Origin of the sequence: Prevotella sp. ICM33 (assembly GCF_000517825.1) — a bacterium.
Lineage (GTDB): Bacteria > Bacteroidota > Bacteroidia > Bacteroidales > Bacteroidaceae > Prevotella > Prevotella melaninogenica.
The window spans coordinates 1-18,433 of sequence record NZ_JACD01000108.1 but is presented as its reverse complement, the minus strand read 5'-3'; the positions used below and the strand labels follow the sequence as shown (position 1 = coordinate 18,433).

15 protein-coding genes and 1 tRNA gene are annotated in these 18,433 nt (G+C 42.7%); 5 read left to right on the top strand and 11 right to left on the bottom strand.

Annotated elements, in window-relative coordinates:
• Positions 1 to 171 precede the first annotated feature (171 nt).
• The 4 genes from HMPREF1505_RS12540 to HMPREF1505_RS12525 form a co-directional block, all read right to left on the bottom strand.
• Positions 172 to 245: transfer RNA gene (locus tag HMPREF1505_RS12540), tRNA-Arg, on the bottom strand.
• Positions 246 to 350: 105 nt separating this feature from the next.
• The gene (locus tag HMPREF1505_RS12535; RefSeq protein ID WP_036926000.1) at positions 351 to 995 is read right to left on the bottom strand and encodes a trimeric intracellular cation channel family protein; all 645 of its coding nucleotides are present in this window, start codon (positions 993 to 995) and stop codon (positions 351 to 353) included.
• 304 nt (positions 996 to 1,299) lie between these two features.
• A complete protein-coding gene (locus HMPREF1505_RS12530; RefSeq protein ID WP_036925997.1) occupies positions 1,300 to 2,250 on the bottom strand; it encodes a D-2-hydroxyacid dehydrogenase in 951 nt (316 codons plus the stop codon).
• A 161-nt stretch (positions 2,251 to 2,411) separates the two neighbouring features.
• Positions 2,412 to 3,629, bottom strand: a complete 1,218-nt coding sequence (locus tag HMPREF1505_RS12525) for a replication-associated recombination protein A (protein ID WP_036925995.1) — start codon at positions 3,627 to 3,629, stop codon at positions 2,412 to 2,414.
• Positions 3,630 to 3,979: 350 nt separating this feature from the next.
• On the opposite strand from HMPREF1505_RS12525, the gene HMPREF1505_RS12520 reads away from it, so the two are divergent.
• Together HMPREF1505_RS12520 and HMPREF1505_RS12515 are read left to right on the top strand one after the other, a co-directional pair.
• On the top strand, positions 3,980 to 4,723 hold the full coding sequence (locus tag HMPREF1505_RS12520; RefSeq protein WP_036925994.1) for a hypothetical protein: 744 nt from the start codon (positions 3,980 to 3,982) through the stop codon (positions 4,721 to 4,723).
• A gap of 54 nt (positions 4,724 to 4,777) precedes the next feature.
• On the top strand, positions 4,778 to 5,467 hold the full coding sequence (locus HMPREF1505_RS12515; protein WP_036925990.1) for a hypothetical protein: 690 nt from the start codon (positions 4,778 to 4,780) through the stop codon (positions 5,465 to 5,467).
• A 535-nt stretch (positions 5,468 to 6,002) separates the two neighbouring features.
• Here the strand turns inward: HMPREF1505_RS12515 and HMPREF1505_RS12510 are convergent.
• Genes HMPREF1505_RS12510 through HMPREF1505_RS12500 form a run of 3 tightly spaced genes read right to left on the bottom strand, consistent with a single transcriptional unit; the run spans position 6,003 to position 12,697 of the window.
• The gene (locus HMPREF1505_RS12510; protein ID WP_036925987.1) at positions 6,003 to 7,547 is read right to left on the bottom strand and encodes a sulfatase; all 1,545 of its coding nucleotides are present in this window, start codon (positions 7,545 to 7,547) and stop codon (positions 6,003 to 6,005) included.
• Positions 7,548 to 7,571: 24 nt separating this feature from the next.
• A complete protein-coding gene (locus tag HMPREF1505_RS12505; protein ID WP_036925983.1) occupies positions 7,572 to 9,380 on the bottom strand; it encodes a RagB/SusD family nutrient uptake outer membrane protein in 1,809 nt (602 codons plus the stop codon).
• Positions 9,381 to 9,400: 20 nt separating this feature from the next.
• Entirely contained in the window at positions 9,401 to 12,697 is a 3,297-nt protein-coding gene (locus HMPREF1505_RS12500) for a TonB-dependent receptor (protein WP_051412375.1), read from the bottom strand.
• 928 nt (positions 12,698 to 13,625) lie between these two features.
• On the opposite strand from HMPREF1505_RS12500, the gene HMPREF1505_RS12495 reads away from it, so the two are divergent.
• The 3 genes from HMPREF1505_RS12495 to HMPREF1505_RS12485 are packed head-to-tail and all read left to right on the top strand — an operon-like array spanning position 13,626 to position 15,135.
• Positions 13,626 to 13,835 carry a helix-turn-helix transcriptional regulator gene (locus HMPREF1505_RS12495; protein ID WP_013265815.1) on the top strand — a complete coding sequence of 70 codons (210 nt, stop codon included), beginning with the start codon at positions 13,626 to 13,628 and terminating at the stop codon, positions 13,833 to 13,835.
• Positions 13,836 to 13,855: 20 nt separating this feature from the next.
• A complete protein-coding gene (locus HMPREF1505_RS12490) occupies positions 13,856 to 14,191 on the top strand; it encodes a HipA N-terminal domain-containing protein (protein ID WP_013265247.1) in 336 nt (111 codons plus the stop codon).
• On the top strand, positions 14,188 to 15,135 hold the full coding sequence (locus HMPREF1505_RS12485; RefSeq protein ID WP_036925977.1) for a HipA domain-containing protein: 948 nt from the start codon (positions 14,188 to 14,190) through the stop codon (positions 15,133 to 15,135). The genes HMPREF1505_RS12490 and HMPREF1505_RS12485 overlap by 4 nt, the downstream gene beginning before the upstream one ends.
• A gap of 329 nt (positions 15,136 to 15,464) precedes the next feature.
• Here HMPREF1505_RS12485 and HMPREF1505_RS12480 read toward each other — a convergent pair whose 3' ends face one another.
• The 4 genes from HMPREF1505_RS12480 to HMPREF1505_RS12465 form a co-directional block, all read right to left on the bottom strand.
• Positions 15,465 to 15,734 carry a hypothetical protein gene (locus HMPREF1505_RS12480; RefSeq protein ID WP_197017530.1) on the bottom strand — a complete coding sequence of 90 codons (270 nt, stop codon included), beginning with the start codon at positions 15,732 to 15,734 and terminating at the stop codon, positions 15,465 to 15,467.
• A 128-nt stretch (positions 15,735 to 15,862) separates the two neighbouring features.
• The gene (locus HMPREF1505_RS13600) at positions 15,863 to 16,216 is read right to left on the bottom strand and encodes a hypothetical protein (RefSeq protein WP_231480399.1); all 354 of its coding nucleotides are present in this window, start codon (positions 16,214 to 16,216) and stop codon (positions 15,863 to 15,865) included.
• A 293-nt stretch (positions 16,217 to 16,509) separates the two neighbouring features.
• Positions 16,510 to 17,286, bottom strand: coding sequence for a hypothetical protein (locus tag HMPREF1505_RS12470; RefSeq protein WP_231480398.1), 777 nt, complete (start codon positions 17,284 to 17,286; stop codon positions 16,510 to 16,512).
• 255 nt (positions 17,287 to 17,541) lie between these two features.
• Positions 17,542 to 18,192: a hypothetical protein gene (locus HMPREF1505_RS12465; RefSeq protein ID WP_036925973.1), complete on the bottom strand. Its 651-nt coding sequence runs from the start codon at positions 18,190 to 18,192 to the stop codon at positions 17,542 to 17,544.
• Positions 18,193 to 18,433 lie beyond the last annotated feature (241 nt).

Sequence of the window (18,433 nt, the reverse complement as noted above, 5' to 3'; positions counted from 1 at the left end):
TTCTTTTTAGACTTGCCAAAATATATGCCTATCCCCACTAAATATCTACTGTCCCATAATAAGGATTCGTGTCATTCGAGAAATTCGTAGTCTCAAATCATAAAGTTCAAAGGTCAAATCTCAAAGTTCAAAGGATAAAAAAAAGGAACACTCTCTCGAGTATTCCTTTTGTGATTCCGACAGGATTCAAACCTGTAACCTCTTGATCCGTAGTCAAGTGCTCTATTCAGTTGAGCTACGGAACCATTATTATGGTCGCAACAGATAACAACTAAGTTGTCATTTCTGAATTGCGAGTGCAAAGGTATTGCTTTTTATCCGTTCCACCAAATGTTTAGCAATCTTTTTTATTATTTTTTTTCGTCTTCATCGTGTAAAGTGGGGAGCGAAATGTGATAACCCACTGCAATAAAACGAATTAAACAGATTGCAAGGAATGTCACAATAACTGTTACCGGAAGTGGTAGTCCGAGCGAGAAGAGTGCCCAATAGATGAGTCCGCCACCCACACTTGCCACGGCGTATATCTCTTTGTGGAAGATTACGGGGATATTGTTCAGCAATACGTCACGGATAACACCACCTGCCACACCAGTGATACAACCCATGATGACGGCTACCCAGAAGGGGTGTCCTAATGCGATTGTCTTCTGAATACCCGCAATAGTAAAGAGTGCCAAGCCGAGTGTATCGAAGACGAACCACGCATTGCTAAGGCGTTGAATCCACCTGCGCGACAAGATGACGAGGAAGAGCGCCAGACCTGTACAAAGAACATACATGATGTTTGCCATCCAGAACGGGCGCACGCCTAACATAGTGTCACGAATCGTACCGCCACCAATAGCGACGGCAAAGCCACAGACATAACCTCCGAACCAGTCGAAGCGTTTCTGTGCGGCATGGCGGATGCCCGATATGGCAAACGCAAACGTTCCGAGAAACTCCAGTATCACCTGAAGTGTACGGACAAGATGTGGATCAGTGTAGATCATATTTGAATAAAAAAGAAAGAAGCCCGAGCCTAAAGCCCCACCCCGACCCTCCCCGAAAGGGGAGGGAGGCAAATAGGATAAGGTTAGCTGTATGTCCTTGATGGAGTAATAAGACTATCTTCTCATTGTTGTGCAATAAAGAAATCTAATTTACATATTATAATTATTTAACCCCTCCATGTAAGCTATACTCATTAGCTGCACAAACTTAGAATACTACCCATTGTTATCTGCACTCCCCTCCTTTTGGAGGGGCTGGGGGAGGCTTTCTCCCTCCCCTTTCGGGGAGGGTTGGGGTGGGGCTTCACACCACGTTCTGTGGTTCCCCTGCTATAAACTTCTTAATATTCTCAACGCAGATAGCCATTAGGCGCTCACGTGCCTCACGTGTTGCCCACGCAATATGTGGAGTGATGAAGGCATTGGGCTGACGGAAGAGTGGATTGTCAGCACGAGGTGGCTCCTCAGTCATTACGTCGGCACAATAAGCACCGAGCTGACCACTCTCAAGGGCATCGGCAACAGCCTGATCGTCGACGAGTCCGCCACGTCCGGTATTGATAAGGATGGCACCACGACGTACGCTCTTCAGTGTCTCTGCATTGATCATACCTGTGTTCTCCGCTGTCAAAGGACAGTGCAAGGTGATGACATCAGACGTACTGAGCAAGCCTTCAAGGGTTGTCTTACGGATACACTCTGGTAGGTCGCTACTGTTCTTACTGGTGCAAGCTGAGATATCCATACCCAGAGCATGTGCAATCATTGCCACCTTCTTTCCGATGTTGCCCAAGCCAACGATACCGAGTGTCTTACCAGCGAGTTCCATGAGTGGTGTGTCCCAGTAGCAGAAGTCCTGCTGCTTACTCCATTCGCCACGGCGCACAGCCTCAGCATAATGGTCGACATGTGTGGTTGCGTTCAAGAGGAGGGCGAAGACATGCTGTGCAACGCTATCCGTACTATATGCAGGGATGTTGCATACGACGATACCACGCTCGCGTGCAGCCTCAACATCGATATTGTTATATCCTGTTGCTAACTCACCGATATACTTCAATTGTGGCAATTGGTCGAGTACTTCACGGGTGATATTTATCTTATTGATAAGAATACCGTCCGCATCCTTAGCTCGCTCAATAACTTGTTCCTGACTTGTGCGCTCATAGATAACGCACTCTGCTATTTCCTTTATTGGTTCCCATGAAAGGTCACCAGGGTTGACTGCATGGCAGTCGAGAATTACTATTTTCATGCTTGTTGGGTGTTAGGTGATGGGTGTTGGGTGTTAAATGTTGGGTGGTGATGATGTGAGATATTGGCTGATGGGTGGTAGGTATTGATGAATAGTATTTCTAAGTATTCCCCATTATTTCCCTTGGGTCAGTGACCGCTGGTTCGGGGAGGAGCTTTATCCTATTTGCCTCCCTCCCCCTTCGGGGAGGGTCGGGGTGGGGCTAACTCATCTGGCATATACTGTTGCTCGACATAATGTCCGGGGTAATCGTGTGGATACTTATATCCATCGCTATAACCGAGCTCCTTCATTAGTTTTGTCGGTGCATTACGAAGGTGGAGGGGAACAGGGAGGTTGCCTGTCTGGCGCACTAACTCTATCGCTTTATTGATGCCTACGTATGCAGAATTATCTTTCTTCGACCGAGCTAAATAGACTACCGCCTCAGCCAATGGGATTCTACCTTCGGGCCAACCAATCTTCGTCACAGCGTCAAAGGCTGCATTCGCTAACAATAGGGCGTTAGGATTGGCGAGTCCGATATCTTCTGCCGCACTGATAACGACACGACGCGCAATAAACTTTGGGTCTTCTCCACCTTCTATCATGCGTGCCATCCAGTAGAGTGCTGCATCTGGGTCGGAGCCACGAATCGACTTGATGAATGCCGAGATAATATCATAGTGCATCTCACCGTCCTTGTCATACGCCAATGGATTCTCTTGCAGTCGTTCCTCCACCATCTTATCGGTAATCACGACATCGTTGCCCGATTCGGCTGAGATAATCAAGTCGAGGATATTCAGTAGCTTACGCGCATCACCCCCACTATATCGTAGGAGCGCCCCCGTCTCATGCAGTTCGATATTACGCTTCTTCAGTTCCACATCCTCCGTAATGGCTCGATGCAACAGCTTCAGCAAATCGTCTTTCTCCAACGACTTCAGCGTATAGAGTTGACAACGGGAGAGCAACGGACGAATCACTTCAAACGATGGGTTCTCTGTCGTTGCACCAATAAGCGTCACCGTTCCCTTCTCTACCGCACCCAAGAGCGAATCTTGCTGCGACTTTGAGAAACGATGGATTTCATCGATAAAGAGAATCGGTGAAGCGGAATTGAAGAAACGACCACTCTGTGCCCTTTCGATAACATCGCGCACATCCTTCACACCACTCGTCACGGCAGAAAGCGTATAGAACGGTGTCTCTAAGCGATTAGCGATAATCTGTGCTAACGTAGTCTTGCCCACGCCCGGTGGTCCCCAAAGGATAAACGACGCAATGCGCCCCGAATCGATCATACGTCGGAGCACAGCCCCCTCACCAACGAGGTGTTCCTGTCCGATATAATCGTCGAGCGTGCGTGGTCGCAATCGTTCTGCCAATGGTTCCATTTCTCTTCCTCTTTTATTATTGTTACAAAAGTACTGAATTTATCTCATAATAACAAAGAATGAAAGAAAGTTCTTCTGAAATATGGAGCGATAAAATAAGCCTACTACATGATAATTAACATTACAAAAATACAAGTCATAAGTTTGTATTTTGATAACACTACTGCTTTAATGTCTTTCTTAAACCCAAATCTCTAAGTTTGTAATTCATCTTGCAAACTTAGAGATTTGGGTTTAACTTTATAGATAATTTTAATAAAGAGAAAAGCAGGTTAACGAATCTGCAATTCTTAGTACAGAAGGAAAGGAATCTGTATCTTTGTACACATAAAACCAAATGACTTCTTACAATGAAACATCCCAAATCAAAGTTACTTATTGCGGTCGCATGTTTAGTCCTTCCGCTTTTGTTTGCTTCATGTTCAAAAGATGAAGAAAGCGTAAACGACCCCATGCCCTTTGTTCCTATCGAACAAAATGATTTCACAGCTGATATCCTGCAACCTGATATTAACTATTCAATTCCTATCCGAGGAGACGACCCTGACGATTTCTTTTTAAAGGCTGTGGGCACCTACGAGGGTACGCTAACCGTTTATGACCCTAAAACCAAACAGGTAATTCCTTCTGATTTTGATAATCATGTAAGTGCCAAGTTCGAATCATACTTAAATCAGTTTAGCCTGACTCCTATTCCCCATCCTTTTACATTATATGCTTTAAAGAAGGATCAATATGCTTATGACCTACTATATAAAATAATCAAAAATAAAACTTGGTGGAAGACAGGAAAGATACACGATTACAGTACAATACTCATCGGAAGAAACAAGAAGAATCCTTCAGAAGTGGCATTCCAATTGTATAACCCATATTATTTTTACTCATATATAAGCTCTCCCCATGATGATCGTTATGACTTGAGCGAAATGTATTTTAATGTCTGTGGAACTTTCAACAATACAACGAAAGAAATGACGGTTTACATAAAGCCTGCGGTTGCCTTGTTTTATGACAGTATGGTTCGAGGCAATAAGATAAAAGCCGAACTCAACGACATTTATTTTATATGCAAATTAAAGAAGACGGCATAGGATAAACTGACTTCCCTTTTAACAAAAGAATAAACGATGAATAAAAAATAGATTATGGATAAAAAGAACAAAAACAACCTACTCGTCGCTCTTTTCCTGCTATTGGTAGGCAGCTTTGCTGTTTCATGTTCGAAAGACGATGACGCTACGACAGACAACACCTCTAATTTTGCACCTATCAGTAGTAAAGAAGCACTTAAAATACAGAAATCTTTACTTGGTAAGTATAGAAGTAATGTGTATATTTACGACCCTACAACCAAGAAAAAATATTATTCCAATTCAAGCTTTGACCTCGACTCTCTAACCATAGACAATGAAAGCAGATTTTACTATGCCCTTTTAAAGTTGTCACGCAACACATATCTGCAGTTACACAATATTGAAAAAAATGGGATAAAGAATACAATAACAGAGATATCTACTCAACCAGACGAAAAGATTTCTTTAGGACTTGAGGGAATTCGTTTCACCAGTCGCAACCAACAAGACAGTTGCATATATCGGTTTGAAGTATCACGAGGGGTAGTTGACTATAGAGGCCCCAGTCTCAAAACAATAGTCATGAGCAGTCTTATGACTTATTTTAACGGTTACGGATATTATAATGTAAAAACAAGTAAGTTCAAAATTTATCTTCTTCCTTACAATGCATACATGGAATCATATTTTAATACCTTTCAAAGCCTGAGACTTCCACTCACAGGAAGATATCTGGTTTGTGAACTCACAAAGATTCAATAAGGCGGACTGGTCCGTAAACTTTTGTTGGATAATTTCATAACCTAAAAATCAAAAGGGCGTTAATTCGAATGGAATTAACGCCCTTTTTGCTTGCTAAAGGTGCCCTTTAAGAACCTTAATAACGCCCTTTAGGGACCTTAGTAAGCACCTGCAAAACCACGATTTTACAACTACTTGATAACAAAACACTTACAAAGGTGACAAAAGAGCTGATTCTCGACTCCATTCCTCACCTTTTCCTGACCCGAAATGTAAAATAAATTCGAACTTTGAACATTGAACTTTGAACTTTGAACTTTGAACTTTATGATATGTACCTTTTACCTTTGAACATTGAGGTTTGCAAGGATTCGCGCAATTCGCGCAATTCGTAGTTCAAATCATAAAGTTCAAAGTTCAAACCTCAAAGTTCAAAGAATACTATGGATTCGTGCAATTCGCGTAATTCGTAGTCATTAATGATACATATCACAAAGTTCAAACTTCAAACCTCAAAGTTCAAAGGTAAAAAAGTTCAATGTTCAAAGTTCAAAGTTCAATGTTTTAAGCGTATTGGATCATCATACTGCACCTGCAGCTGGAGGAGTTGTTTCTTAAGGTTCTTTGTGAGCTTCTCCGTACCAGGTTTACCATAGATATTATGCATTTGGTCAGGGTCTTTCTTTAGGTCGTAGAGTTCCCAAGCATTGATATCATTGTAGAAGTGCATGAGCGAATAACGCTTCGTACGAATACCATAGTGACGGCAAACAGAGTGCTCGGCAGGGTATTCGTAGTAGTGATAGTAGAGCGACTGACGCCAGTTGGCAGGCTTCTTACCCTCAAGGAGTGGGAGGAAAGAACGGCCCTGAATGTCAGAAGGCACCTTTGCACCGGCTACATCGAGGAAGGTTGGGGCATAGTCGATGTTCTGTACCATCTCTTTGACAACCCCATGCTTACCGCCCGGATAGTAAACCAACAATGGTGTGCGGAATGACTCTTCATACATGAAACGCTTGTCGAACCATCCATGTTCGCCCATGTAGAAACCTTGGTCAGAGGTATAAACAATCATAGTGTTGTCAAGAAGACCATGCTGGCGCAGATACTCGATGACACGACCCACATTGCGGTCGACAGAGTGAATCACACGCATATAGTCGTGCATATAACGTTGATACTTCCATTCAGCGAGCGCCTTACCAGAGAGTTTGTCTTCCTTAAACTTCTTGATGATTGGGTCATAGTAGCTATCCCACTGCGCACGCTGTGAAGGTGTCATACGTTTGTAGTTGCCACGTCCCCACTGCTCAAGCCCTGTAGTGGTGTGAATCTCGTTCTCCTTATCTGCCATCTTATTGTCATAGACGAGGTCCATGTCCTTTATGATACTCATCTCCTGCTTCTGTGCAGCCAAACGACCAGCATAGTCATCATAGAAAGTCTTTGGCAACGGATAGGTCACATCGTCATAGAGGCGGAGGTCGCAGGTATCAGGATTCCACACACGGTGAGGCGCCTTGTTGTGCATCAACAGACAGAAAGGCTTGTTCTTGTCGCGTTTGTTCTCCATCCAGTCAATCGCCATGTCGGCAATGATGTTCGTCACATAGCCCGGACGGCGTATCTTCTTACCATTACTGAGGAAGTCAGGGTTATAGTAGTCGCCCTGTCCGATAAGGATATCCCAGTAGTTGAAGCCTGTTGGCAGTGAGGTGAGGTGCCACTTACCAATCATTGCCGTCTGATAACCCTGCTTCTGGAGCAACTTAGGGAAGGTCTGCTGACCGCCATCAAAGGTCTTAGAATTGTCCGTGAAGCCATTAGCATGGCTATGCTTACCCGTCAGCATACACGCACGTGACGGACCGCTGAGGGAGTTGGCAACGAAGCTCTCTTGGAACTTCACACCATTGTCAGCCAACCAGTCGATGTTAGGTGTACTGATAAAACGCTTGTCGTAAGCACTGATTGTCTGATACGAATGGTCATCGCTCATGATGAAGACGATGTTCATCGGTTTCTTCTGCGCTTGGGCAGGAACGAATGCACCCATTGCAATCGCTCCTGTCAAGCCGTATAAAACTTTATTTTGCATATATAATAAATTAGTTTATCGCAATTATTTATCCCATCCGGGGTTCTGCTTCCACAGATTGTTGGTCAGTGTGAGCATACGTGTTTCGAACGGAAGGAGGTAATCACGCTTTGGATTAAACTTCCAACCGGTCTCATAGCCTGATGGGTTCACTGGCAATACGTAACGTTGTGCGTCGCCAGGCTTGCCAGAGAGGTAGAGATTATTGCCTTTTGGCTTGTCATAAACGAGGCTTGTGCCATACTTTGCATGATGTTCGAGGTTGCTACCCACGAATAGAACACCGTGTGCACGCTTGCCAACGATAAGCTCATCGGCTGCTGCCCAACGGAAGATATCGTCCAATCGACGACCCTCACAAGCCTGCTCAATACGACGTTCACGGCGAACTGCCTGTAAATACTTATTGAGATTGCGGAAAGGATAGTCAGCCTCGGTGTTATACTCTCTGTCGAAGTCGACTGCTGGCATACCAACTCGGTCGCGCAAAGGCTTCAGAATGGCAATGATCTGACTCTCGTTAGCCGCTCCATCGAGCTCTGCCAAAGCCTCAGCATAGTTTAAGAGGATGTCGGCATAGCGATACTGAATGGCTGGTGTGCTGCCTTTTCCTTCTTGGTCAAGGCTCCCCTTATAGTCAATCTGTACGTGCTTGAGCATTGAATAGCCTGTTTCATTCTTGTTATAGCCCGACCCATTGAGTGGTGGAACAACGTAACCGCCTTGGTCTGGACGCAGAATCTGACCCGGCATACACACCGTTTGGCAAAGACGTGGGTCACGAACAGTTGGCTTTAACTCGTCGCCAAAGGTTGCCTTTGCGGTCAACACGGCTGGTCCGACAAAGGGTTTACCATCGATGGTGAGGTAGTCGTCAACCAACGATGCTGTAACACCGCTACTACCACCACCCTGATTGAGGTAGCGGTCAACGCTGTTACCAACGTTCACGCCGTCATAACGCTTGAACCATAACACCTCAGGGTTGGCGCTAAGGTCCTCTGTCTGGAAGATAATGCGGTAGTCATTCAGTGTGTTACCAGTCGTATAGATTTTCCAGACACCTCTGTCTACAACGTCCTTACAAGCCTCAACACACTGATCTAAGTAAGACTTAATCTTCGCATCGGTAACAGTTGGGTCGTAGAAAGCATCGTTCTTTGCCTTATGATACCTCTCCCATGTAGCCTCATAGAGTGCCACCTCGCTCTTGAAAGCACGTGCCACATCCTTGTGGATACGCATTGAAGCACTGCTGTTCTGGGTGTTAAGGTTGGCAATAGCCTTATCGAGGTCGGCAAGAATACTATCAGCAATCACGGTTCGTTCCTGTTGTGGCTGATTCATCTCCTCCTCTTGTGGTTCGAGAGGGCGATTCACCCAAGCAATTTTACCATAGTTCTTGAACAACTGGAAGTAGAACCATGCACGGAAATAATATGCTTCGCCCACGCATTGTTTGTAGGCAGCGGAGTTCTTATCCTTGAAATTGAGGTTATTCAAGAAGAAGTTGACGTTGCGAATATTATAGTAATGACCGAGTTTACCCGCATTAGCGAGGGTCAAACCACCATTCAATCGTGTGTTAACAGAGCCACTTGCCATGTTATCGCTGTTCATATCGATACCAGCAATACCACCACTACCCCATGAGTTAAAGTCTTGTCCCTTCACACCTGTCTGATAGAACTGGTCGAGATAGCTGTTCATCTCGCCCAAGGAGGTGAAAGGGTTGACTGTTGAAAGCACTCCTTCTGGAGACTTGTCTAAGTCGAAGCAACTTGTAAGCGTTGTTGCACTCAAGAGTGCTAAACATATATATTTAAGTTTCATAGTTATATTCTTTTAAGTGATTAGAGATTAACCATAAGTCCAAACGAGATGACCTTATTCATTGGATAGTTCTTACCGCCTTCGCCTGTGTAGCCATTGGCAGTGAAGATAACCTCTGGGTCGAGCATCTTCTTTAGCTTTGTGAAGGTGAGGAGGTTCTCACCAGAGAAGAACACCTTCACCTGCTGGAGCTTCATCTTCTGTGTCCAAGCCTGTGGGAGGGTGTAACTCAAGGTCAAGTTCTTCAAACGACAGTAAGCCGCACTCTGCAAGTATTGATCAGTAGGCTGGCTCTTTGTCTTCGCTGCGTATGGACGAACGCCACCTGCTGAATTGATATAAGGCTTTGGATAGTAGGCATTAGGATTGCTCTCTGACCAATAGTCAAGATGGTCTTTGAAAAGCGTTACCTGTGCGTAAGGACCTGTTCCCCAGAAGTAAACACTGTTGGTTGGGTCCCAATCACGCTTGCCTACGCCTTGGAACATGAAACTCAAGCTCAGTCCCTTCCAGCTAACCATACCATTGATTGTGTATTGATAGCGTGGTGAGGTGTTACCGATAATGGTCATATCGCCCATATCATCGAGTTTATTCTTACCATTGTTCACATATTTGTCGTTGTTAAGATCGCGATAAGCAACGTCACCCGGTGTCCACTTCAAGGTTGAGAAGAAGGTGTTGTTATGGCTTGCATTGTAAGCATCAGCCTGCTCCTGTGTCTGCAATAAGCCGTCTGTACGATAGCCCCATATCTCTCCAACGCGTCTGCCTCTATACCAGTTGCTTGCTGGTGCAGTACCTGTTGGGTTAGCATAGTCTGTCACAATTGAGGTATAGTCAGCCAAAGAACCACCGATACTATAGTCGATGTCCTTACCAATCTTACCACGATAATTCAGCGTTAGCTCCCAACCACGATCGCGCAAAGACGCATTATTGGTTTGTGGGGCATTAGCACCGAAGAAGTCGGGGAAGTCTACACCAGGTCCCAACATATCCTTTGTCTTACGTTCGTAGACGTCAAGACTACCCGTAAGGGCATTGTTCATAAAACCAAAGTCTAAACCGATATTCTTGCTACTTACCTTCTCCCATGTTGTTGCTGGGTTTACAACGCCCGGCGCAAGGAGGTAAGCATGACGACCATCAGCAAAGATATAGCTTCCTAATCCACCACTGAGATTCATGGTTGAAGCGAAGGTGTAGAGGGCTGCTCCTGCCTGATTACCGAGCTTACCATATGACATGCGCAACTTCAACTGCGATACTTTCTGACTGAGCGACTCCATAAACTTCTCACGACTGATGTTCCAACCGAGTGATACAGATGGGAAGAAGCCCCAACGATGGTCGCGTGCAAAACGTGAAGAACCGTCATAACGGCCGTTTACTTCGAGCAAGTAACGACCCTGATAGTCGTAGTTGATACGTCCGAAGAAGCCACGTGTTGCCCATCCATTGCGGATATCGTCTGGCTGCTTGTCGCCTGTTCCCATTGCTGTATTAGGATTGTGCATTGAGTAAAGACCAGAGATAGCGTTCTTCAGATAGTCTACCTTGTTGTTTTCTTCCTGATAACCAGCCATCAAAACGATGTTATGATCCTCTGCAAGGGTCAATGAGTAGTTACCATAAAAGCTGATATTCTGATAGTGGATGTTATAGTTTGAACGCTGATACTTGCCATCAGGACTTGCATCCAACTCTCCTCGAACACCCTTTGAAGTCGTCACACCATCAGCTGCATAGATGTCTGGGGCAACGTTCAATGCCTCGTAGGAGGTCGAGATAAACTTATTGGTGTAATCAGCATTGATAATCAATCCCTTTACTGGATTAAGCTCAAAGCCTAATGTAATGTCGTAATGATTGCGCTTTGTACGGGTGAAGGTGCCACTCTGTAGGTAAGGTATCATTGACAACTCCGTGAAATGACCATGAGGATCAACCACTGAAATCGTCGGACGGAAACGTGCTAAGGAGTGGTAGAAGCCTTCACTCAGTCCGCCTGCACCAAAAGGAGTGTTGTCGACAGAGTGAACATACTTCAAATTGAGCTTCATCTTCATCCATGAGGTAAGACGAGAAGTGAGGTTAGAAGCGAGGTTCATACGCTCAAAGTTCATCTTCGCATAACGCAGAATACCGTCTTCCTTAAAGTAACCTCCTGATACATAATACTGTGCCTGCTTACCACCACCGCTCAAACTTACGTTGTGCTGCTGCTTGAAGGCATAGTCTTTATAATGTAACTTGAAGTAGTCAACGTTTCCAATACCCTTCTCTGTGTTCTCAAAGGCTGGGTTCATCAAGGAGTTGGCAGGGAGTTCTTGCCATGGATTCACACTTGATGGGTCGTTCATATACTGCTCTAACAACTTAATCTTTTCGTCGCTGTAAAGACGAGAGGAGTTGGCATTCGTAACACCAGCATTCCACATCTTGGCAAACTCAACGGCATTTGCCATCTCTGGTAATACGGTAGGACGATTCCAACCCATACTTCCTTGATAGTTTACGTGCATCTTACCTTCCTCTCCTCGCTTGGTCGTAACCAAGATAACACCGTAGGCAGCACGTGCACCATAGATAGAACAAGCAGAAGCATCTTTCAATACAGAGATTGACTCGATATCATTTGGATTGACATCGGCAAGACTCATCTCGATTCCATCTACTAAAACATAAGGATGACCGGTGCCAGAGAGGTTGCCCTGACCACGCAATGACAAGGCTGCCGTAGCACCTGGACGACCAGAGCTACCATTTGATACCATCAAACCCGGTACCAATCCCTGAAGACTCTGCGACGCATCGGTCACTGGGCGCATCTCAAGTGCATCGCCCTTAACAGATGAAACAGAACCGGTGAGGTTTACCTTCTTTTGTACTCCATAGCCTACGACAACCACTTCATTCAATGCTTGGTTGTCATCCTGCAGACTAACGGCATAATTGGTCATACCTGCCTTGACGGTTACAGACTGAGGCTTAAAGCCCACATAACTTACTTGTAGCACAGCACCGGGTGCAGCGGCAAGCGAGAAGTTGCCATCAACATCCGTAACAGCCATGGCGACTCCATTAACCATCACAGAGGCACCAATAACGGGTTCACCATGGGTATCTTTCACAACACCCTTGATAGCCTGCTTTTGCTGCTGTGTACTCTCAAACGTTTTTACATTCGCACTCGTTGAACTAAGTGCTGGGGTAGCGACGAATAAACTCAGACACAAAGAGAGTGCCACCCCTCCCATTGCGAATGGGGGATGCTTCCTTATACCCAGGAAGACAGTAGTAGATTTAGACATAATTACATTGATTTAGGTTTACAGGTGCAAATATAACACTTTTTTTTATAAATCCATAATCCTTTATTAATTCACAATTCATAATTCACAATTCATAATCCTCTGTTAATTCAGAATTCATAATTCAAAATTCATAATTATGATTACTACTGTTAACTGTGATTTATCGCTACAATTAACTCGTTTACTTGTTTACTTGTCAACTCGTCTACTCGTCAACTACCAATGTGCGAGATTTAACGCAGCAGAGTAAAGAAATATATTAACAAAACAATCAAAGAAAAGACAGCAAATCGGACTCAAAACGTATATTTTCAAAACTCTTGTAAGTCTTTTGTTATCAATCAGTTGCAGAAGTGGTTTTCAAAAGGTGCTTAGTAAGGCTTCAAAAGGGCGTTAATAAGACCTCAAAAGGGCATCTTTTGCAAGCTAAAAGGGCGTTAATTCGAATGGAATTAACGCCCTCTTATTTTTCAAGGTTTGAATTTCCTTTACAATACAGAGGAACAAAAGAAGACAGAAGAATAAAAAACAAAGATTATCTGTTTTATTGCCACAAGCAACTTGTTAACTTGTCTACTCGTAAACCTGTCTACTCGCCAACTTGTTAACTCGTCTACTCGTTCTTATGTTACTATGTCTTCCTCACAAGCAACTTGTTAACTTGTCTACTCGTCAACTACCCATATCATAAAGTTCAAAGTTCAATGCTCAAAGTTCAAAGTTAATAGTTCAAAGGAAAAAGCATCCCTCAGCAAACTGTTTCCAGCACTCCCCCTCTCTCTCGGAGAGGGGGTTGGGGGGTGAGGTCCCCCCCCCGATAGGGTATATTTACGTTAAATAAACCAAACTTTATACCCTTTAGGGATTATCTATTTTGTTTTTCATAGATATTTCGTACATTTGTACCCGTAAAGGTATAATCAGCATGGAGAAGAATCAACTATCAATCACATTAAAGCAACTGCGGAAGGAATATCATCTAACGCAGGAGGATATGGCTTTCAAAGCAGGTGTAGGACTCCGCTTTGTCCGTGAGATGGAACAAGGAAAAGCTACACTACGCATGGACAAAGTCAACCAAGTACTCGAGCTGTTCAACCTACAGTTAGGACCAGTACCCATTCCAAAGGACTAAGTGGCAAAAAAATCAACATCATGAGACAAGGAAAAGTATATGTAAAAGATAAGCCGGCAGGCATTATCACAGAAGACGAGAGGGGATATAGCTTCGCTTATCTTCAAGAGTATTTGGATAGTAGTAAGCCAACTCCCGTTAGTCTGACATTGCCATTACGTGCAGAACATTATCATAATAATGTACTTTTTTCTTTCTTCGATGGTCTTATTCCAGAAGGTTGGATGCTGAATATTGCTGAACGAAACTGGAAAATCAACCGTAGAGACCGCATGGGATTACTCCTCTCGTGCTGCCGTGACTGTATAGGAGATATTAGCATCGTACCCATAGAAAAGGAGGAGGAAAGAAGATGAAACGTTGCCTGTGTTGTTATAAGCCGTTAAAGGCTGGGGAAGTTGACTATCACTCACATTGTGCAAAGAAAATGTTTGGAGCCGCAATAGCCCCTATCCTTCCCTACACACGAAAGGATATTAACCGTTTGGCACAGATTGTCGTTGAAAAACGAACAACAGTGACAGGTGTGCAATCAAAACTATCAATTGACCTTGAGCATGACGCAGCAGGAAATCCACAACGTCTAACGATTGTAGGCGTTATGGGACGATATATCCTTAAACCCCAAACAGAGCAGTTTGAATGCCTCCCAGAGATAGAGGATTTATCCATGCATCTGGCTGAGATTGCGAAGATTCCAACAGTTCCGCATTCTCTTATCCGTTTTGCTGATGGTGAACTAAACTATATCACAAAAAGAATTGATAGAACCGACGATGGACGAAAGCTTCCTATGGAGGATATGTGTCAACTAAGTGGTAAGCTGACGGAACAGAAATATCAAGGAAGTTATGAAATGATAGCCCGTATCCTCGACCAATATTCCAGTGTCTCTATGTTAGACAAAGTGAACTATTGGCAGCAAGTTGTTTTCTCGTGGATTATAGGCAATGCGGATATGCACCTTAAAAACTTCTCTTTGTATAGCATACGAGAAGGACACTATGTACTCTGTCCAACCTACGATCAGGTTTCCACAAAGATTGTTATGCCAGAAGACACAGAGGAAGTGGCATTGTCGCTCAATGGATTCAAGAAATCACTTCTTGTCTATGACTTCCGAGAAGCTATGTTTTCGACAGGACTCTCCGAAGTGGTTGCTAACAGAATATTATCTGGTTTTGCTAAGTTTAGGGACAAATGGATAGTGTGTATTGATAACTCTTTTATCTCTGATAATCAGAAAGAACAATACAAGAAACTTATTGACCACAGATTGGAAACCTTAGCAAAAGAATAAGACTGATTTAATTCAGAAGCCTCTGTTAATTCAGAATTCATAATCCTTTATTAATTCATAATTCATAATTCACAATTCATAATTATGATTACTACTGTTAACTATGCTTTATCACTACAATTAACTTGTTAACTCGTCAACCTGTCTACTCGTCAACTACCAATACAGCACTACGAATTTCTCGAATGACACGAATTACATTACAATAAATATTAGCGTAATTAGGGAAATTCGTAGTCATTAATAGTTCATATCATAAAGTTCAAAGTTCAAACCTCTAAGTTCAAAGGTAAAAGGTAAAAGGTAAAAGAGTTCAAAGGATAAAAAACTCAATGTTCAAAGTTAACAGGCTTATCCTGTGTTATTTGGAAGGTTTTTCTCTCTGGAATTGCCTCTACCACATATACCATACCAGGTCGGAAATTAAAGCTCATCACCTTTTGGTAGATTACGTTACGTGTATTGCGAATTGAAAGAAAACGATCCTCATAGAATTCAAACACAGCTCTGTGTCTTCCTGCAGAAATAAAAGATCCATCAAACCATGAGAAACTTACGCCACGACCATAAGCAATATCATCTATCTTACTTATTGACACACATAAATTCTTAAAACCTTTATCCCATGAGGGCAGCATCAATCTACTATATTTGAGATTATGACGTAGCCAAATCGTTACAAAAGCCCAAAAATGATATATATACATAAGGGGTGTTATTCTCTTATTTATAAAATGTTGTTATTTGTCTCGGGCCTTTTGCACTTAAAATTATAGGTCAATTTACCCTCCTTACCTTCTCTTTTGATAATATACATCGAGTTTGGCGCTAAGTCGAGGTCCATGTGCTGGGTGAACAAAACATTATCGCCACCTTTGAAACGGCTTTCTTTCACCTCAAAATGGAATGTGTGTTGGCCTGGCACAACCAAGTATTCGTTGAATGTTCGGAAGGCAAGTCCGCAGCTAATAGGTAGGAAATCATCGTTCAATATTCTTGCTTTTTGCTTCACATACCCCTTATATAGTAGGTCGGGAACCAGTATGGCATAGTCTGGGTGTTCGCTTATCCACCGCTTCAAACGCTTGTATTGGATAAGAAAATAGACAAACGTCAGAAATAAAACAACTAATAGGTAGAGGGGATCGCCCTTCTCAGAAAAGATATATCTGGGCTTTGAGGCTTTAGAAGAAGGGCTGTTTGTATCCTGAATTTCGGTTTTATTAGAGGGTTGTTCGTACACATAGAATTTGCAAAAGAACATACCTAAGCTTATAAAAAACACAGCAGCGCTGAGTAATACAAAACTTTTACTCCGCCTTAAGAGGTTGTTCCAACGATCGAGAATGGGGGCAGTCCATTTTAAATATAACATCATTGCAACCAAAAAGGATAACAACCATAAGTTAACAAGCCAAAAATAATCAATGTGCATAACCTATTTTTTAAAATTGTTTCTTTACTTTCGTTATCTGTTTTGGGCGCTGAACAACTATCATAAACGTGCAATTCGTCTACCATAGTGTCTTCTTCCACCACATACTGATGGCCTGCAGAGAGCTGAAGTTCCATTTCTTGGTCGAACAAATGCCTACAGCTGCCCTTTCCATGTGGTGTTCCTACCCAGAATATATACTTATGTTTGCCTGACACCACCAAATATTTATAATAAGACAAGATGTATCCGGCACAAAATTGTTTATTATCTATGGTGAGTATAAATAAATTGCGAGGCGGCATATCGGGTGCCCCCTTGAAAGTAAGTATTGAATAGTGTGGGTGTCTACTTATCCACCATATTAAATATAGGTGTCGGATAAGCGGAATTATAGAAATACCAACTATTACAGGAAACATTAAGAAGTAATCTGCCTCGAAAATGGGCTTCGACTGTGGGTTGGTAAGATAGGAAAAAAAGTGGGATATTGATTTAAATTCTATGTTATTCTTCGCTTCATACTCCTGTATATATACATAAGAATGTCCTATAAAACTTAAAAAAGACACTGCTAAAGCCGAAAGAACTACAAAACGACTTTGCTTTATAGGGTTGTTCCAATGCACATGCGATGGCATTACTAAGTAGGAAATATATAAATAGCAGCATCCCCACCACAAAAGTAAACAGACATAGAATGCACCTGCGTCCATATTTATAAGGTCTTAATTCTGCAGCATAAATTCTTGTAAGAACTCCAAGTGTCTGAGAAACAAAGTTTTCAAAACGCTTGGACATGTCAGATTTTCACCTATCTTGGTGCTGCAAACATAACAAGTATGCAAAATTCTGACATGACAAAGATAGCAATTAAAAACGAGAATATCACTTCTTTCGGAGGAATTTATCACATGATGGATGTTTTTATAAGGTCCAAACATCAATGCTCAAAGTTCAAATCTCGAAGCTCAAAGGTAATTCTTCCGTGTCGTATCTGCCGTGATTCGGAAGGTCTGTCTTTCTTGAAGTACCTCTATCACATATACCGTATCTGCTTTGAAATTAAAAACCATCTCTTTTTTGTAAATAATCTTACGGATAGAGCGGCGTGCCATAAAATTATATTCATAGTATTCAAACGCCACTCTGTGTCTTCCTGCAGTAATAAAACATCCATCAAACCATGAGAAACTTACGTGACGACCATAATTGATATCATCAACCCTGCTTATTGCCACACCCACATTCTTAGAGCCTTCATTCCATGAAGGAAGCAACAATCTGCTATGCTTGGGATTACGACGAAGCCAAACACGTTTCTCGTATCGAAAAATACCTACTATTGCAGCTATCAACAGAAACAACATTCCAATACATAGATATATGTACAAATAGCCTGAATGAGATAATCCTAATTCGCTATCAAAAAACACCAAACAAAAAAGCGTACCGAAGTAACCTACTCCAATTATGAACATCTCAAAGAGCGCTCTTGCAGAAAGGGTGGTAACACTCGGAAATGAATGAACAGGAGAAAAACGATAGTAAAGGTAATTAACCGTATAGATCAGTCCTAAAAGCCCTAAGAAAAAAACAGTACTTACAATCAATGAGTTCATCTGTGTATTCCTTTATTCGATAAGAGCAGCAACTTATAATTCAGAATTATGATTACTACTTTAATTTAAAATTATGATTGGCAATGTTAACTGTGGTTTATCACAACAATTAACTGGTCTACTCGTAAACCCGTTAACTCGTAAACTACCACTCATGAGTACCGATGTTAACTGTGGTTTATCGCTACAATTAACTTGTCTACTCGTAAACCTGTCAACTCGTCAACTACCCCTTCATGAT